This is a genomic window from Brevibacterium sp. 2SA (assembly GCF_005502845.1).
GTDB lineage: Bacteria > Actinomycetota > Actinomycetes > Actinomycetales > Brevibacteriaceae > Brevibacterium.
On the sequence record NZ_SCMW01000018.1, the window covers coordinates 28,873 to 45,379 of the forward strand.

General features: G+C 68.9%; 16 protein-coding genes and 2 tRNA genes. 11 read left to right on the forward strand and 7 right to left on the reverse strand.

Annotated elements, in window-relative coordinates; genetic code table 11:
- Positions 1 to 70: 70 nt before the first annotated feature.
- Positions 71 to 622, forward strand: coding sequence for a DUF1992 domain-containing protein (locus FFS20_RS08650; RefSeq protein WP_137825449.1), 552 nt, complete (start codon positions 71 to 73; stop codon positions 620 to 622).
- A 22-nt stretch (positions 623 to 644) separates the two neighbouring features.
- Here FFS20_RS08650 and FFS20_RS08655 read toward each other — a convergent pair whose 3' ends face one another.
- Positions 645 to 1,841, reverse strand: a complete 1,197-nt coding sequence (locus FFS20_RS08655; protein WP_137825450.1) for a M20 family metallopeptidase — start codon at positions 1,839 to 1,841, stop codon at positions 645 to 647.
- Positions 1,838 to 3,010 carry a hypothetical protein gene (locus FFS20_RS08660; protein WP_137825451.1) on the reverse strand — a complete coding sequence of 391 codons (1,173 nt, stop codon included), beginning with the start codon at positions 3,008 to 3,010 and terminating at the stop codon, positions 1,838 to 1,840. The genes FFS20_RS08655 and FFS20_RS08660 overlap by 4 nt, the downstream gene beginning before the upstream one ends.
- A gap of 227 nt (positions 3,011 to 3,237) precedes the next feature.
- On the opposite strand from FFS20_RS08660, the gene FFS20_RS08665 reads away from it, so the two are divergent.
- From FFS20_RS08665 to FFS20_RS08675, 3 genes are all read left to right on the forward strand, one after another.
- A complete protein-coding gene (locus tag FFS20_RS08665; protein ID WP_137825452.1) occupies positions 3,238 to 4,038 on the forward strand; it encodes a glycerophosphodiester phosphodiesterase family protein in 801 nt (266 codons plus the stop codon).
- A 147-nt stretch (positions 4,039 to 4,185) separates the two neighbouring features.
- Positions 4,186 to 4,258: transfer RNA gene (locus tag FFS20_RS08670), tRNA-Thr, on the forward strand.
- A 35-nt stretch (positions 4,259 to 4,293) separates the two neighbouring features.
- Positions 4,294 to 4,367 (forward strand) — tRNA-Met (locus tag FFS20_RS08675).
- Between the two features lie 340 nt (positions 4,368 to 4,707).
- On the opposite strand, the gene FFS20_RS08680 is transcribed toward FFS20_RS08675, so the two are convergent.
- A complete protein-coding gene (locus tag FFS20_RS08680; protein WP_137825453.1) occupies positions 4,708 to 5,130 on the reverse strand; it encodes a DUF1232 domain-containing protein in 423 nt (140 codons plus the stop codon).
- Positions 5,131 to 5,393: 263 nt separating this feature from the next.
- On the opposite strand from FFS20_RS08680, the gene FFS20_RS08685 reads away from it, so the two are divergent.
- Positions 5,394 to 5,714: a hypothetical protein gene (locus FFS20_RS08685; RefSeq protein ID WP_232623869.1), complete on the forward strand. Its 321-nt coding sequence runs from the start codon at positions 5,394 to 5,396 to the stop codon at positions 5,712 to 5,714.
- Positions 5,715 to 5,974: 260 nt separating this feature from the next.
- Here the strand turns inward: FFS20_RS08685 and FFS20_RS08690 are convergent, their stop codons facing one another.
- Both FFS20_RS08690 and FFS20_RS08695 read right to left on the reverse strand, forming a co-directional pair.
- Entirely contained in the window at positions 5,975 to 7,108 is a 1,134-nt protein-coding gene (locus tag FFS20_RS08690; RefSeq protein ID WP_137825454.1) for a DUF998 domain-containing protein, read from the reverse strand.
- Complete coding sequence (locus tag FFS20_RS08695) at positions 7,101 to 8,840, reverse strand: condensation domain-containing protein (RefSeq protein WP_137825455.1); 1,740 nt, start codon at positions 8,838 to 8,840, stop codon at positions 7,101 to 7,103. Before FFS20_RS08695 ends, FFS20_RS08690 begins: the two co-directional genes overlap by 8 nt.
- A 60-nt stretch (positions 8,841 to 8,900) precedes the next feature.
- On the opposite strand from FFS20_RS08695, the gene FFS20_RS08700 reads away from it, so the two are divergent.
- The 5 genes from FFS20_RS08700 to FFS20_RS08720 all read left to right on the forward strand — a co-directional run bounded on the left by FFS20_RS08700 (position 8,901) and on the right by FFS20_RS08720 (position 13,964).
- Positions 8,901 to 9,683, forward strand: a complete 783-nt coding sequence (locus tag FFS20_RS08700; protein WP_137825456.1) for an alpha/beta hydrolase — start codon at positions 8,901 to 8,903, stop codon at positions 9,681 to 9,683.
- 89 nt (positions 9,684 to 9,772) lie between these two features.
- Positions 9,773 to 10,762 carry a squalene cyclase gene (locus FFS20_RS08705; protein ID WP_137825457.1) on the forward strand — a complete coding sequence of 330 codons (990 nt, stop codon included), beginning with the start codon at positions 9,773 to 9,775 and terminating at the stop codon, positions 10,760 to 10,762.
- A gap of 134 nt (positions 10,763 to 10,896) precedes the next feature.
- Complete coding sequence (locus FFS20_RS08710; protein ID WP_137825458.1) at positions 10,897 to 11,622, forward strand: SDR family oxidoreductase; 726 nt, start codon at positions 10,897 to 10,899, stop codon at positions 11,620 to 11,622.
- 19 nt (positions 11,623 to 11,641) lie between these two features.
- Positions 11,642 to 13,384, forward strand: a complete 1,743-nt coding sequence (locus FFS20_RS08715; protein WP_137825459.1) for an FAD-dependent monooxygenase — start codon at positions 11,642 to 11,644, stop codon at positions 13,382 to 13,384.
- A 43-nt stretch (positions 13,385 to 13,427) separates the two neighbouring features.
- The gene (locus tag FFS20_RS08720) at positions 13,428 to 13,964 is read left to right on the forward strand and encodes a DoxX family protein (RefSeq protein WP_137825460.1); all 537 of its coding nucleotides are present in this window, start codon (positions 13,428 to 13,430) and stop codon (positions 13,962 to 13,964) included.
- A 59-nt stretch (positions 13,965 to 14,023) separates the two neighbouring features.
- Here the strand turns inward: FFS20_RS08720 and FFS20_RS08725 are convergent, their stop codons facing one another.
- Both FFS20_RS08725 and FFS20_RS18100 read right to left on the reverse strand, forming a co-directional pair.
- The gene (locus tag FFS20_RS08725) at positions 14,024 to 14,704 is read right to left on the reverse strand and encodes an FCD domain-containing protein (protein WP_137825461.1); all 681 of its coding nucleotides are present in this window, start codon (positions 14,702 to 14,704) and stop codon (positions 14,024 to 14,026) included.
- A 72-nt stretch (positions 14,705 to 14,776) separates the two neighbouring features.
- A complete protein-coding gene (locus FFS20_RS18100) occupies positions 14,777 to 15,346 on the reverse strand; it encodes a hypothetical protein (RefSeq protein ID WP_212743310.1) in 570 nt (189 codons plus the stop codon).
- A gap of 230 nt (positions 15,347 to 15,576) precedes the next feature.
- Here FFS20_RS18100 and FFS20_RS08735 point away from each other — a divergent pair, with 230 nt between their 5' ends.
- On the forward strand, positions 15,577 to 16,356 hold the full coding sequence (locus tag FFS20_RS08735; protein WP_137825462.1) for a CbiX/SirB N-terminal domain-containing protein: 780 nt from the start codon (positions 15,577 to 15,579) through the stop codon (positions 16,354 to 16,356).
- Positions 16,357 to 16,507: the final 151 nt, after the last annotated feature.

Here is a 16,507-nt window from a genome sequence, read left to right on the forward strand (position 1 = left end):
CGGGGGACCCGCATTGTCACGCCCGGATCCCCCCACTACCGTGGAGAGCACCACAGTGGAGGGGGCAGCGATGGGAGCGAAGGAACCACCTCGGCGGATGAATTCGCTCGCCGACCGGGACGCGGTCGCGGAATCGGCGATCGACAAGGCCGTCAGACGCGGCGACTTCGACAACCTGCCGGGCATGGGCAAGCCGCTCAAAGGTCTCCACAGCTCCGAGGACCCCGACTGGTGGATCAAGCAGAAGCTCGACGCCGAGGACATCAGCGGCGTCGCCCCCGCCGCCTTCCAGCTGCGCAAGGAGAGCGCCGTCCTCGAGGACACGCTCGATGCATTCGCCAAGGAGTCGGATGTCCGCGACTATCTCACCGGGTTCAACGCCCGGGTGCGCGAAGCCGTCCTCGACCTCCGCACCGGCCCCCCGGTCTTCACCCCGCCCCGCGACATCGACGCCGAGGTGGTCTCCTGGCGACAGCGCCGCACCGCACTGCGCGCGGCAGCCGAAGCTGCGGCAGCAGACTCTGCCGCTGCTGAGGACCCAGCCCCCGCCGAGGAGCACATCGACCCTGATCAGCCCGGACGCCGACGACCTCGCTGGTGGCGTCTCCGCCGGAAGCGCTGAGTCGGGCGCCGGAGACCAGACCCTAGGCCAACCGCGTGATCGCGAGGTGGCTGAGGATCGCGGCCTGCTCGGTGAGCACCGTGTCGTCGAAGATGACGAACGGGGAGTGGTTGTCGCCCTGCTGCTCCGCCGGCACATCGGTGCGCCCGGCACCGAGCATCATGTACGTCCCGGGCACCTCGGCGAGGACGAAGGAGAAGTCCTCACTCGCCATGATCGGCTGCGCGACCACCTGCACCCGATCGTCGCCGAGGAGGTCGCGCAGCCGGTCGACAGCCCACGCGGTCTCGGCGGCGTCGTTGACGGTGACGGGATACTGGACCTCGAAGTCCACCTCGGCGGTGCACCCGTGGGCGGCCGCAATGCCCGTGGCCAGCTGCGTCGCCTGATCCCGCACGGTCTCCAGCGAGGCCTGCGAGAGCGTGCGCACAGTCGCCCCCAGCGACGCCTGCTCCGGGATGATGTTGACCGCCTCGCTGCCGCTCAGCTGCGTGACCGTGAGCACGACGGGATCGAAGAGGTCGACGCGCCGGGTGACCATGGTCTGCAGGCCGGTGACGATCTCCGCGAGCGCCGGCACCGGATCGACGGCCTGGGTCGGCTGCGAACCGTGCCCGCCGCGACCGTGCACCGTGACCTGCAGGACGCTCGACCCGGCCTGCAGGGTCCCCGGCTTCGTCGAGACGATCCCGCGCTCACTGGTGTTGACGTGCACGCCGAAGGCGGCGATCGCCCGTGACCCGGCCGCGTCGAGCACGCCCTCGTCGATCATCACCGACGCCCCGTTGAACCCCTCCTCGCCGGGCTGGAACATCGCGACGACATCGCCTCTGAGTTCGTCGCGGTGTGCCGCGAGCAGGCGCAGCGCTCCGACGAGACCGGCGGTGTGAAGATCGTGACCGCATGCGTGCATCGCCCCGTTCGTCGCCGCGAACGGCTCGGCGGTCGCCTCGGTGAGCGGCAGGGCGTCCATGTCCCCGCGCAGCAGGACCGCGGGTGCATCGGCACCGCGGTCCGGGTGGGTGCCCCGGAGGACGGCGACCACCGAGGTGGTTCCCGTTCCCGTCGTCACCTCGACGTCGAGGTCGGCGATCGCCTCGAGCACCGCGGCCTGCGTCCGCGGCAGGTCGAGACCGACCTCGGGGTGGGCGTGGAAGTCGCGCCGCAGCGCGGTGAGGTCGGGAAGGAGGACGGCCGCCTCGGCGAGGAGATCTCTCACAGCAGACCCACGAGGACGCTGGCGATGACGACGGACCCGGCGCTCACCGAGGTGAATCCGCCGACGAGCATCGGCGGGAGCATGACGTTGAGGAGGGCTTCCTTCTCATCGTCGTCGCGGGCGATCGACCGGGCGACCTCATTGGTGAGCAGGTAGTCGGCGGGGAAGCCGTACATCGCCGTCAGGGCCACGGACATGCCCAGCGGCGCCCGCCAGCGCAGCAGCTTCGTCGCGATGAATCCGCCGATGACGATGCCGGCGCCGCCGACGACGAGGATCGTCACGGTCGGCAGGAAGGCGCGGAGGACGTCCTCGACGGACGCGGTCACGAGCGGGGCCATGACGATCGCGATGACACCGGCCATCGCGATGCCGAAAGAGTTCGAGCGCTCCATCGCCCTGTCCGGGGACAGCCCGATCGCGGTGGCGAGGATGCCGAGGATGAGTGCGAGGATCGACGACGGGATCTGCGTGGGAATCGCGAGCAGGGTGGCCAGGGAACCGCCGACGAGGATGAGGAAGAGCATGAACAGCTGATTGTCGACGAGGTAGGACGGCAGGGTGATGAGCTTCTTCTTCGTCGCCGCCTCCTGTTCCTCCTCGTGGTGGGCCAGCGCCATCTCGTGGAGTTCGCCGCTGTCGCGCAGCTTCGTCGCATACCGGCGCAGGAGGAAGTTCGTCAGCGGCATCGACGGCAGCGACTGGAGCATGAGGACGAGCGCCGGGAGGACGATGATCGACGAGGCGGCGCCCGCGGCGGTCAGGCCCTCGGTCGTCAGGCTCGTGGCGACGATGCCGCCGGCCAGCGGGCCGGACCCGGCGACGAATGTCTCGAAGCCGAAGAGCGGCGCGACGATCGCGAGGATGAGGAGGACGGCGACGAGCATGCCGGAGACCGCGATGATGACCGAACGCCACTGCTTGAGCATGATGCGCAGGGGGATGAGCGTGCCCATGTGGAAGAGCAGCGGGGCGACGAGGATCGTGTAGATCTGGACGAGCATCGAGTCGTCGACGACGGATTCGGGCACGATGCCGATCTTCGCGAAGATGAAGACGCCGAGCATCGCGACGAGCAGGCTGGGAATGCGGGCCTTCGACCAGATCGAGACCAACTCGCCGAGGGCGATGAAGGCGAGGAGGATCGTGGCGGCGAAGATGGCCTCCATGGCGAACCTTTCGTCAAGCGACAGGGTGGTGGAGCGGTTGCGGACTGCGGTGGTGCGGTGTCGGATCGGAGAATCGCCATCCCGGATTCCGAGATGTTCACCGATTCTCAGAAGCGTACGTTACTCCTGGGCGGCGGGGATAGAGCACTGAGTATCCAGAATGCAAGACCGGCGATGTTCTCCGATTCGCGTGCGTGGCATGACTGCTTTGGAATTAGGGTGGAGGCATGAGCTTTCTCCAGTTCCTGCGCGAGCGGGGCATCACCGAGCGACCCGGCTCCGGCACGCGCCCGCTCGTCATCGCCCACCGCGGATATTCGGCCGTCGTTCCCGAGAACAGTCTGGCCGCCGTCGATGCGGCGAGGGCGCTCGACGTCGACTTCATCGAGGTCGACGCCTCGACGAGTGCCGACGGGGTCCCGGTCATCCTCCATGACCCCGACCTCGACCGGACGACGAACCGCAAGGGCCCGGTCGTCAAGCTCACGGCTGAGGAGCTCTCGTTCGTCGACGCGGGTTCGTGGATGGGGCCGGGGTTCATGGGCATCCGGATCCCGACGCTCGCGGCGGTGATGCGCGACATCCAGCACCGAGGCGGCGAACTCCTCCTCGAGCTCAAGGGGGAGTGGTCGCCGGGGGCGGTGGCGAGGATCTCCGAACTCGTCGTCGAGACCGGCACCGCCGATCGCATGGTCGTCCAGGCGTTCAACACCGACACGCTGGCCACATGCCGGGACCTGCTGCCGATGGTCACCCGGTTCCTCCTGCGCATGGTGCCCCGGCCCGAGGACATCGCCACGGCCCGCAGCCTCGGTGCGGTGGCGATCAATCCGTCGTTCAGGGGATTCTCGCTGCGGAAGTCGATCGTCAAGGAGATCCGGGACAACGACCTCGGGGTGTTCGTGTGGACGGCCGATGAGATGAACGAGTGGCGGGAACTCCTCGACGCCGAGGTCGACGGGATCATCACGAACCATCCGGGCCGGCTCCAGGGGTTCCTCGCGGGTCGGTTCGACCCTGTGAAGTAGGCGTCCGAGCGGGTTCGAGCGGCGGCCCCGATGGTACTGCGGTTCCGGCGCGAGCCGGGGACGGGCGTGGGCGAAGCTGCCTGTGAGTGAGGTCACCGGGGACGGATTTGCTCCGGTCGCGCAAACCCGTGTAAATTCTTACCTGTTGCCCCGATAGCTCAGTCGGCAGAGCATCTCCATGGTAAGGAGAAGGTCAAGGGTTCGATTCCCTTTCGGGGCTCTCGTGCCGCGTGAAAACCGCGGCGCTTGATTCGAGGCGCGGTAGCTCAGCTGGTTAGAGCGCACGACTCATAATCGTGAGGTCGGGAGATCGAGCCTCCCCCGCGCTACTCGATAAGCCCCTCACCTGGGAGATTGTTCCGGGTGGGGGGCGTTTTCAATTCTCGGCCACCGCCGAGCGGGGGAGCGGGCCGGCGTCCCGGGCGGCCCTCGATCGACAGGGCGGCCCCTCGATCAACAGTTCGCGTGAAAATGTCGTCCCCAAAGGCGCGATTTTCACGCCAACTGTTGAATGAGCGGCCGCGGCGTCGCCGGAGCGGTGATGAACACGCCAAGTGTTGAACGAGCGGCGGGATACCGGTGCGGAGTGCGGCCCGGCCGTCCGTTCACACGCGACTTCGTCCGTTCGCGTGGCTGTTCGCTCACCCGATCGCTAACCCGGACGCCCGCCTACCTCTGCAGTTTCGCGTTCGTCAGCGTGAGCAGGCTCTGCAGGCCCGCCTCGGTGCCGGGCCAGTGCTTCTCGATACTCTCCATGCCCGCATGGCGGATCGCGAAGCGCAGGACGAGAACGACGGAGATCGCATCATCGGCGTACCCGAGCACCGGGATGAAGTCGGGGACCAGGTCGATCGGCAGCAGCAGGTAGGCGAGCAGCCCGCCGAGCATCCACCGTGTGCCGGTCGGTGTCTGCGGATCCGCGGCCAGACGCCTGATGAGGCGGACGACGTCGGGGACGAGCCGCACGATCTCCCGCCAATTCACGGTCCTGCCGAGGCGCCGCTGCTGGACCCACAGGGTGACGATGAGGGCGATCCAGAGCACGAGCAGTCCCGCGATGACCGAGAGGACGATGACGAGCCAATCTGGCACAGTGCGCTCCAGGAGTGAGGACGGGCGGTTCAGGCAGGCGGCCTCGGCCACGTGCGCGAGTCTGCCGAGCCCGTCAGCGAGTCTAAGGTGTCACCGGTGGCTCCGCATATGCGCGCGTCATGCGCGCGAGCAGGAAGAGCCACGCGAAGAGCACCCCGCGCTTGAGTGGCTTGTGGGAAGATGGGCAACCCACAATCTGCTACCAATGATGTAAGCGAAGAGATCACCGTCACCTTCGCACCAGTCGAATGAAACGGAATGAGATGAGAGCAGACGAAACTGTTCATTCTGAAGGGGCGTGCATTGATGACTCGCCGACCTACCGCGTCAACTTCTGGGAGCGGTCCGGGACAGAAGCGTGGAACCTCGAAGCGTTTGTGCTCGCAGATGCCAGAGATCTCCACGAAGTCCTCGACTGGATCAGCAACAACGAGAGAGGGCGCCGCGTAGAACTGTTCGTCGAACTCGAAGGCGAACCGTTCACATCGTTGGACACGCCGAGGAAGACGGATCTCATCCGCTTGTCTGGATCCGACGCGAACGATGGCGATACTGCGTTCACTTTCGGTGCTGTCCCCGAATAGAGTCGTCCATTCCAGCAACATCGATGGAGTCCATTGGTTCCTCACCTGTGATGATGATCCGGGTGAGGGGCTCTTTCATGCCCCTGCTTCGAGCTTCCCCGATACGCAACAGGCTCGATCAACAGTTGGCGCTAAAAACTGGACCCCGAAGGCGACATATTCATGCCAAGTGTTGAATGAGCGGCCGGTGAGTCGCCGAAGCAGTGACGATCACGGCAAGAGTTGAACGAGCGGCGAGAGGTTGAATGCGCGGCGTGAGTCTAAGCCGTCACCGGCGGCTCCGCATATGCGCGCGTCATCCGCGCGAGCAGGAAGAGCCACGCGAAGAGCACTCCGGCAGCCATCGTCTCCATGCCTGTGAGGTTGTAGTAGCCCAGCGGCACCCACAGCGCGATGGCCACCGCGATCGCGGCGATGACCGTGAACGACGTCGCCGTGAAGTCGCGGGGGAGACCGGGGACCATCCGGAGCAGGGTGAGGAAGAACGCGACGAAGGCTGCGACCATCCCCGCCCCCGCGCTGACGTGCACGGGGAAGTTCACGGCGTCGGGCACCATCCCGACGACGATCATGCAGATCCCGATCGCCGCGAACTCCCACGTCAGCACGGTCACGCGCCCGGGCTCCCGGATGCCGCGGTGCCGCAGCCCGAGGTCGATGTCGCGGCCGATGAAGTTCGCCAGCGTCGTCAGCAGCAGACCGGTGATGAGCAGCGAGACGTTGAACTGATACCCGTTGACGCCGGTGTCGTTGCCCAGCCGCGAGAAGTGGAACTGCCACCACGTCGCCTCCGGGGACTGGATCATCGACGCCAGCGTGCCCATGAACAGCCCGGTGACGACGAGACCGACGACGACCACGCTCGTCACGTCATCGCCGATGACCACGGCGAAGTACGTCATCACCGAGGCGGCCGCCCCGGCCAGGGCGGCCCCGCCGAGCCAGTCGACTTCGAGGCCGAGGAAGCCGAGCTGGAAGACCTGGAAGATCGCGTGCATCGCGATGTTGGCGACGAGCGCCACCGCCGAGGTGAGGGCGAGGAGATCGAGGGCGCGTTTGACCAGCGGCAGCCGTCGTCGCCACGCCAGCTCCTTCCGCCGGCCGGCGAGGAGATACGACAGGCCGAATCCCAGTCCCGCCGTCAGCGCCGTCCACCATCCCGTCAGCGCGCCGAGGGAGTCCTCCCCGCCGAGCGGAATGGTCTCACCGCGGATCGAGACGCCCACTCCGACCGCGACGACGACGAACGCGATGATCGACAGCCGCGTCGCCAGGGATTCGAGCCGAGTGCGCGAGGAGCGCCCGGGCCGTGTCGTCAGTGTCCTGACCGACCGCGAACCGTCGGCTGAGGTCAGGAGCCGGGGACCGCCTCGGCGAGGATCGGAGTCACCCATCGTCGTCACCGGCCAGCCGGCGAACGAACCGGCCCTGCTCGGGCGTGTAGCCGAGGGCGGTGACGAGCTCCGAATCGACCTCCGTCGTCATCTGCGCGACATCGGCTCCGCGGTTGCGGCCCTGCTCATGCGCCCACGCGAGCATCGCCTCCCCGAGCCCGTACGAACGGGCGCGGAACCCGGCGATCTCCAGTCGCAGCGCCCCGCCGTGGGAGAACCCCGGCACGAACGTCAGCTGCATCGTCCCGGCGACCTCGGCGCGCTCATCGCGGACGACGGCGAGATAGTGGGCGCGATCCCGAGTGATCGCGGCATGGAGCCGGTCGAGCACCTCGGCGCCGGGAGCATCGCCGTCCAGGAGAGTGAGGATCGCGGGCACGTCACCGCGGCGGGCCCGTGAGACGCGGAACTCCTCGCCGGCCACGCGCAGGGCGTCGCCTGAGGAGGTCGCGGCGATGTCCTGCATCCGGGCGACGAGCGCATCGAGCCACCCGCCGACGTTGGCACGGGCCTGCTCGGAATCGGGGTACCGGCAGCGCAGGTGGAGGCCGTTCTCGTCGAGGATGAACCACAGCATCACCCCGTCGGTGCGGATCGTCGCGCCCACGTACTGGGCGTCGAGTCCCGTCGAGTCGATGCGCACCGGCAGCCTGCGCAGGTCGAGCCAGGAGATCGCGAACATCCCCGGGGCCTCGGGCATGCCGCCCCACGGTGCGAGGACCTCGGCGAGGGGATGGGAGCCGAGGTCGATGGCCTCCCGCACCGCTGCCGCGCTCGCCCGCGGGGCCGGGTCGGTGATCTCGAGGACCGAGTTCGTGATGAACCAGCCGACGGCGTCGTTCCAGCGCTCCTCATACCGGCTGTGGACGGGGAAGACCGCGCGCAGCGGGCCTCCGCCGACCTCGCGGGTGATCTCCGCCATCGCCGAGAGCGCCAAGGTCAGCGTCGAGACACCCTCGGCCCGGGCCTCGGCGGAGAACGCCGCCGAGGAGTGGACGTCGAAGACATCGCGGACGACGACCCGCTCGAGGTGCGCGGTCGAGTCGCCCAGGGGGAGCGGGAAGCGGGGCATGAAGCCACCACCGGCCTCGAGGATCTCCCGCCACCGGGAGCTCACCCGCTCCGGCGGGGGTCCCGGTTCGGACAGGGCCAGGGTGTGCTCGTAGAACGCCGGGGCAGGACCGAGATCGGGGTCCTCGCCGACGGCGATCGCCGAGAGCGCGGAGAGGAGATCGCGGGCGATGACGAGCATCGACCACATGTCGACGTGCGCATGATCGGCCCCGATGATGACGGTCGACCCGGCCGCGGTCTCGAGCACGCAGAGGCGGTGGGAGGGCCGGGCGAACGGGGTGCACGCCTCATCGAGGACGCTGCGCAGGGCGCTGTTGACGGCCTCGCCCTGGGCGATCGCATGCTCACGCCAGCGCCCTGAGAGGAGCTCGACCTCGGCCAGACCCACCTCGTTGTCGTCATCGGTGAAGAACGCCGTGCGCAGGGTGCCGTGCCGCTGCATGACCGCCCACCAGGCGACGGCGAGAGCATCGCGGTCGACATCGCCGGGCAGGCGCAGCGAGAGCGCCATCCACGATCCGGGGCGCGCTCCGGCGGCCACATGCCGCTGCTGGTCGAACGAGATCGGGCGCCTGCGTCCGAGCGGCCCGGTCACGACGTCGTAGCCGTAGAGGCGGCCGAACGGGAGGTTGAGGTGAGACACGTTGGTCAAACGCATGTCGCTACTCTAACGTGAGAGCCACGGCAGGGAGCCGCAGGTGGGGAGGTCTGGTCCGTGATGTCGAGACATGCCGTCGACGGTGCCGACATCGCCGCCGAGCTCAGCGACGAGGGCGGACGAGCTGTCGTCCAACTCCACGGTCTGACGTCGTCGCGAGCTCGCGACCGCGTGCTCCACCTCGACCTCGGCGTCGGTCTCAGCGGCACCCGTCTGCTGCGCTATGACGCGCGCGGCCACGGGGAATCGACCGGCCGGAGCGCGGCCATCGACTATCGCTGGTCCCGTCTGGCCGTCGACCTCCTCACGCTTCTCGGCCTCCACTTCCCCGGGGAGACGGTTCACGGCGTCGGCCCGTCGATGGGCGCCGCCACCCTCCTCCACGCCGCGGTGGCCGACCCGCGGCGCTTCTCCGGTCTCACCCTCGTCGTCCCGCCCACGGCCTGGCAGACGCGTCCGGCGCAGGCCGAGGTCTACCTCGAAGCGGCCGACCTCGTCGCCGGCGGCGGCTTCGCCGAGTACCTGGCCGTCGGGGCGAGCGCCGTCCGACCCCCTGCGCTCGCCGACGCACCGGAGACCACTCCGCAGGTTCCCGAACGTCTCCTGCCCGCAGTGCTCCGCGGGGCCGCGGCCAGCGACCTGCCCGCCACCGAGGCGCTCGCCGGGGTGGAGACGCGCACGACGATCCTCGCGTGGGCCGATGACCCCGCCCATCCGCTCTCCACGGCCGAGGCGCTCCACGCCGTGCTTCCGCACTCCGAGCTCATCATCGCCCGGACACCGGCCGACCTCGCTGAGTGGCCGGGGGTGCTCGCCGCCGATGTCGCGCGCCCGACCCTGTGACGCCCGGGGCCACCGGGACTAGGCTGATGGCCGTGAGCGGGACTCGCAGCCTGAAGTGGGCTGCGAGCCGACTGCGGAGGAGATCGACGATGATCGACACACGTATGAGGGACTGGCTGCTCGACTCCGATCCGGCGCTGCGCTGGCAGGTCGAGCGCGACCTCCTCGGAGCCGACGAGGACACCTGGCAGGCCACCCGGGCCCGGGTCGCCACGGAGGGGTTCGGGCGCGACCTGCTCGCGCGGCAGGACTCCGACGGGCAGTGGGCCGGGGGTGCGTTCTTCCCCGCCGGCTTCAGGGGCGAGGGTCCGCAGCCGTGGACAGCGACGACGTGGGCGCTCAAGGACCTGCGCGAATGGGGCATCGACGCCGAGGTGCTCGCCGGGACCGCGGAGAAGCTCGTATCCGTGCGGTGGGAGTATGAGGACCTGCCCTACTGGGGCGGGGAGGTCGACGTGTGCATCAACGCGTGGACCCTGTCGAACGGTCTGTGGCTCGGAGCCGACGTCGACGGGATCGCTCAGTGGTTCCTCGACCATCAGCTCGACGACGGCGGGTGGAACTGCGAATGGGTCGAGGGCTCGACTCGGTCGTCCTTCCACTCGACCCTCAACGCGCTCGTCGCTCTCCTCGACTATCAGCAGCGCACCGGTGATGTCGCACGCGTCGCGCAGGCGCGTGCCGCGGGGGAGGAGTATCTGCTGACACGCGAGCTCTACCGGCGCCTGGGCACCGGCGAGCCGTATTCGGTGAACGCGTTCAGTCTCGCGCATCCGCGGCGCGCGTACTACAGCATCCTCGCCGCCGCGGACTACTTCCGCGACGTCGCGCTCACCGACGGGACGCGGCCGGACCCGCGTCTGGCCGACGCGATCGAGCGCATCCGGGACCAGCGCCAGCTCGACGGCACGTGGCTGCAAGGACACCGGCTGGCCGGCGACGTCTGGTTCCACGTCGACGCCCCCGCAGGCGAACCGTCGAAATGGGTGACCCTCCAGGCTCTGCGCGTCCTCGACTGGTGGGACGCCGCGAACGCTCCCGGGGCCGTTGACAACCCAGCCCCCGCGACTCCCGCCTGAGCCGCGCAGCGATCCCTCACCGAACCCCCATCATCCCGGCCTGTCATGAGAATATTCGAAAAAATCTTGAGGCTTCGAAAGTTCTCGTGTAGAACTGATGTCACGCGACAACGCAGTCGACTCAGGAGGGCATCATGCCGGAGAGCACCACCAATGAGCACATCGTCGTCATCGGCGGCACCCGCGGCCTCGGGCTCGAGATCGCCCGCGCCGCCGTGGCCCGCGGGGACCGGGTCACGGTGACCGGTCGGGACCCGCAGCGCAACGCGGAGCGCGCGGCCGAACTCGGGGAGAACGCGAGCCACGGAGTCTGCGACCTCACCGACTGGGCGTCGCTCAAGGCCTTCTTCGACTCCGTCGAGGGGCCGATCGACCACCTCGTCCTCGTCGCCCTCGACCGCGACAACAATGACATCAGGGACTTCCGACCCGACGACAGCGCCCACACCTCGCTGATGAAGAACGTCGGCTATGCGACGAGCGTCCACTACGCTCTGCCGAAGCTCGCCGCCGAGGGATCCGTCCTCATGTTCAGCGGCCTGTCGATGTGGCGGCCGTTCCCGGGTTCGACGACGATCTCCATGGCCAACGCCGGAGTCGTCGGCCTCGCCACCTCCCTGGCCGTGCAGATCGCACCGGTGCGCGTCAATGTCATCACGCCCGGGGTCGTCGGCGGCACGGACGCCGTCGACAACGCGGACCCCGTGCGCGCCGACGCCTATGAGGCCGCGCGCCAGCGCACCCCCGGCAAGCGCCTGCCGACCCCGGACAACATCGTCGATGCGTCCTTCGCGCTCATGGACAACCGCGGCATCAACGCCGCCAACCTCGTCGTCGACTCCGCGATGCACACGATCTGAGCGGCAGGAGACGACCACCATGCGAATCGAGACCACCGATGTCCTCGTCGTCGGCGCCGGCCCTGCCGGGCTCACCGCCGCTGCGTGCCTGGCCAGGGACGGCATCGACGCCATCACCGTGAGCAAGTTCCCGAGCACCGCGCACACCCCGCGGGCCCACATCACCAACCAGCGGGCGATGGAGATCTTCCGCGACCTCGGCATCGAGGACGAGGTGCTCGCCGCCTCCCTGCCCGGAGACGGCATGGGCACGAACGTCTTCGCCACGAGCGTCGCCGGCCGTGAGCTCGCCCGGATGGACGCCTGGGGGAGCGGACCGGCACGTCGCGCCGACTATGCCAACGCCAGCCCGAGCTCGATGTGCAACATCGGCCAGCACGACCTCGAGCCGATTCTGCGCCGGCGGGCTGAGGACCTCGGCGGCGACCTGCGGTTCTCCACCGAGCTCGTCGCGATCAGCCAGACCGCTGACCACGTCGAGGCCGAGATGCTCGATCGTGCGACCGGTGAGCACTACCTCGTGCGGGCGCAGTACGTCGTCGCCGCCGACGGCGGTCGCAGCCTCATCGCCGAGGAGCTCGACTTCCCCTTCGAGGGAGAGACCGGTCTCGGTTCGGCGATCAACATCTGGATCGAAGCCGACCTCGAGAAGTATCGCGCACACCGCCCCGGAGCGCTCTTCTTCACGATCCAGCCCGGCCGTGACTTCTGGCTCGGGGCCGGCACCTTCGTCACCGTGCGACCGTGGACCGAATGGGTGCTCATCGTCGTCTACGACCCCGAGACGGAGACGATCGACACGAGCGAGGACGGACTGCAGCAGCGCATCGGCAAGGTCATCGGCGATCCCAGCGTCGACGTGCGGATCAAGGGCGTGAGCGAATGGCAGATGAACCACCTCGTCGCCTCGACCTACCGCCGCGGACGCGTCTTCCTCGCCGGGGACGCCGCCCACCGGCACCCGCCGGCCAACGGCCTCGGCAGCAACACCTCGGTGCAGGACGGGTACAACATCGCCTGGAAGCTCGCGCACGTCGTCACCGGCCTCGCCGGACCCGACCTGCTCGACACGTATGACGCCGAACGCCGGCCCGTCGGCCGCCAGGTCGTCGACCGGGCCCTGGCGAGTGTGCAGGCCTTCGGACAGGTGCCCTCGGCCTTCGGCTGCCGGATCGGGCAGACCGATGCCGAAGGGCAGGCCGCACTCGACGAGTTCTTCAGCGACACCCCGGCCGGGGCGGCGAGCCGCAGTCACCTCGACGATGTGCTTGCGCAGAACGAGTACCACTTCAACGCCCACGGTGTGGAGCTCGGTCAGCGCTACGTGTCGACGGCGGCCGTCACCGACGGTGAGCCGATGCCCGCCTACACCCGCGATGCCGAGCTCTACTACCAGCCGACGACGTGGCCTGGCGCCTATCTGCCGCACGTATGGGTCGTTGCGGACGGGCGGAAGGTCTCGACCCTCGACCTCACCGGCGGCGGGGAGTTCACCCTGCTCACCGGGATCGGCGGCAAGGCGTGGGAGGCCGCCGCCGAGGCGGTGTCCGCCGACCTCGGCATCCCGCTGCGCATCCGGTCGATCGGTCGCGGTGAGGACATCGACGACGCCTACGGCGCGTGGGCGAGGGCCCGCGAGGTCGGCGACGGCGGGGCCGTGCTCGTGCGGCCCGACCGCTACATCGGGTGGCGGGCCCCGGACATGGTCGCCGACCCGGCGGCCGCCCTGCGGGAGGCCGCCGCCGCAATCCTCTCCCGCTGACCGCACCACCTGTCCACCAGCAGCTCAACCGTTAGGAGACACCATGAACACAGGACTGCTGCTCTTGCGCGGCGTCGTCGGCGGACTCATCCTCGGGCACGCCTCGCAGAAGGCCTTCGGGCTCTTCGGCGGGGGCGGACCCGAGGGCACCGCGCCGATGTTCGAGAAGTGGGGCTTCGTCCCCGGGAAGTCGATGGTCAAGCTCGCCGCGACCACGGAGTCCGTCGGCTCCGGGATGCTCCTCCTCGGGGCCGGCACGCCGCTCGGTGCGGCGATGGTCAGCGGCACCCTCGCCGTGGCCGCCTCGGTGAATGCGAAGAACGGCCTGTGGGCGATGAAGGGCGGGTACGAACTCCCGCTGCTCTACGCCGCCGGTGCCGGGGTCCTCGGGTTCACCGGGCCCGGTGAGTACTCCGTCGACGGTGCGCTCGGGCTGACGAAGAGGTACGGCGTCGCCAGCGGACTCGCCTCCCTCGCTCTCGCCGCGGTGCCTGCGACCGCGTTCATCGTGTGGTCGCAGCGCAACCGCGCCGAGGCGGAGGCTGAAGAGGCCAACGAGGAGACCGTCCCCGCGAACTGACGAGCGGGCGCGTCGCGGATCCGGCGGCGCGCCCATTCGTGTGCCCGAGAAACCGCCGCTCACCCCTGGGTGCGGGGCAAAGGGGACGAGAGCCCCTCGGAGAGGATCTCCGCGGTCGTCGCATAGTGCGCGCGCAGCGCCTCGGTCGCGGCGTCGACGTCGCCGGCCAGCGCCGCCTCGAGGATCGCACGGTGCTCGTCGATGCCGTCGCGCTTGGGCTCCCGCTGCACCGCCCAGCGGCGGTAGAGAGCGGTGGCATCCCGCAGCGACTCGGTCATCGCGAGCAGTCGGGGGCGTCGGCAACCGGCCAGCAGGGCCGCGTGGAAGGCCGTATGCGCCTGCTCCCACTCATCGGACATCGTCCGCGGCGCATCGGGCGCCGTCATCGGCGTGCGCTCGAGGCGGTGATGGGCGGCGACGAGATCGGATTCCCAGTCGACACCGCCGTGCTCGATCGCCCCGCGCAGGGCGAGGAGTTCGAGGTCGATGCGGGTGTCGGTGAGATCGCAGAGATCCTCGGCCGTCAGCGGCATGACGCGGAAGCCGACCATGGGCTCGGCGACGACGAGCCTCTGCTCCGTCAGCCGCGTCAGACACTCCCTGATCGCACTCACGCTCGCACCGTAGCGCTGCCCGAGATCGGCGAACTTGAGCTTCTGTCCGGGCGCGAAGACGCCGCCGAGGATGTCGGCGCGGATCTGTCCGTGCACCTTGTCGGTGCTCGCCCGTTGACGTGACATGGAGCTACTCTAGCCTATATTCGCATATCAGGGTGTTTTTCGAACAAACTCGGTGCGCGAACCACTCCCAGCTTAGAAGCTCACGTCGTCCTTGTTGAGTCCCGGGAACAGCACCTCGTACTTCACCATCGCATCCTTGTGGTCGATGAGTTCGACCGTGCCGAAGTACGTCATATCCTTGACGACGACGTCACAGGGCTCGAAGCCGCTCCACGCCGAGACCTCCATGTCCGTGTCGCACGTGGCCTTCTCGACCTCGAGGTCGAACTTGTTCCTGAAGAGATCGACGAGATCGGCTTCGAGGGAGGCCGCGGGGATCGTGCCGTTGCCGTCGGCGTCGATGTCCATCCCCTCGTCGCTCGCCCACGACTGGGCGCGGGCGGAGTCGGCGAAGGCATCCTCCGACGGAGCCGCCTCCGTCGACTCCGACGGTGCCGCCTCCGACGACCCCGGCTCGGACGAACTCGGCGCGGTCGACTCCGCTGCGCTCGGATCCGCCGAGGATGGCGCGCCGTCGGCAGGCGCGTCGCGATCCCCACCGGCTCCGCAGCCGGACAGGCCGAGGCTGAGCGCCAACACGGACGCGGCGACGACGGTGCGCATCCTGGCAGCCGTGCCGGGGGCAGTGAGCATGGGGGACATCGGGACTCCTCGAGTGGGGTGACGGGGTGGGTCTGACGCCATTCTCGCCGCGGCACCCCGCACCCGCGGGCCTGACGATGTGCGCATTCTGCGACATCGGTGTCCGACCCGACGCAACCACCGCACGACGCAGTGCGCCGACGACACTGTGCGACCACGACGCAGTGCGCCGACGACACTGTGTGACGTCGGCGTTGACCGCGCGAGTCCCGGCTTGGCACGATGAGACGATGCCCACCCCTGCGCTCGGTCTCATCTCCCACGGCACCTCGTCCCCGGAAGGGCAGGCGGTCATCACCGCCCTCGCCGAGGCGGTCGCCGCCGACGTGCGGCAGCGCGGGATCGCCGACACCGTCATCCTCGGGCACGTCGACGTGCAGACCCCGGATGTCGCCGAGGTGCTCCGCCGTCTGCCCGCCGACCGACCGAGCGTGCTCGTCCCCCTTCTCCTCTCCCCGGGGTATCACGTCCACGTCGACCTCGCCGAGGCGGTCACCGCCGCAGGCGGCCCCGCCCCGGACCATTCCGCCCCGGACAATGTCCTCCCGGACGGCACCGGTCCCGCGTCCACGGCGGTGCGCGACATCCGCGTCGCCGGCACCCTCGGGCCCGACCCGCGGCTCGCGGAACTCCTCGCACAGCGTGTGGGGTCCCTGGGTGCCGACGACGAGGTCGTCCTCGTCGCGGCCGGCTCGAGCGACGAGCGCGCCAACGACGCGAGCCGAGCGGTCGGGCGCCTGCTCGCCGACCGCCTCGGCCGGCCCGTGCAGACGGCGTTCCTCGCCGGAGAACACGACAATCTCCGTGACATTGTTGAGCAGAAGAGCCACCTCGGTGAGCGCCTCGTCGTCGCCAACCTCCTCCTCGCCCCCGGCTACTTCGACGACCTCGCGACGCGCCTTGTCGGCGGTGCCGGCGGACGCCTCGCCGACCCCCTGCTTCACAGCACTTCACCAGCTTCGCCGCTGCTCGTCGACATCGTGCGCGACCGCATGATGGCAGTCCTCTGAGGCTGCGTCAAGCCCCGGATCAGGAAACGTCTTCCGCTGTCGCGGACCGTCATATGTCGAAACATGACGGGCTTTGGCCATCCTAATTTGTTGAGCAATTCTGTTAGCCTGTAGCGTGACTGACCAAGCAATCGCACCAGCATGGGGAGTT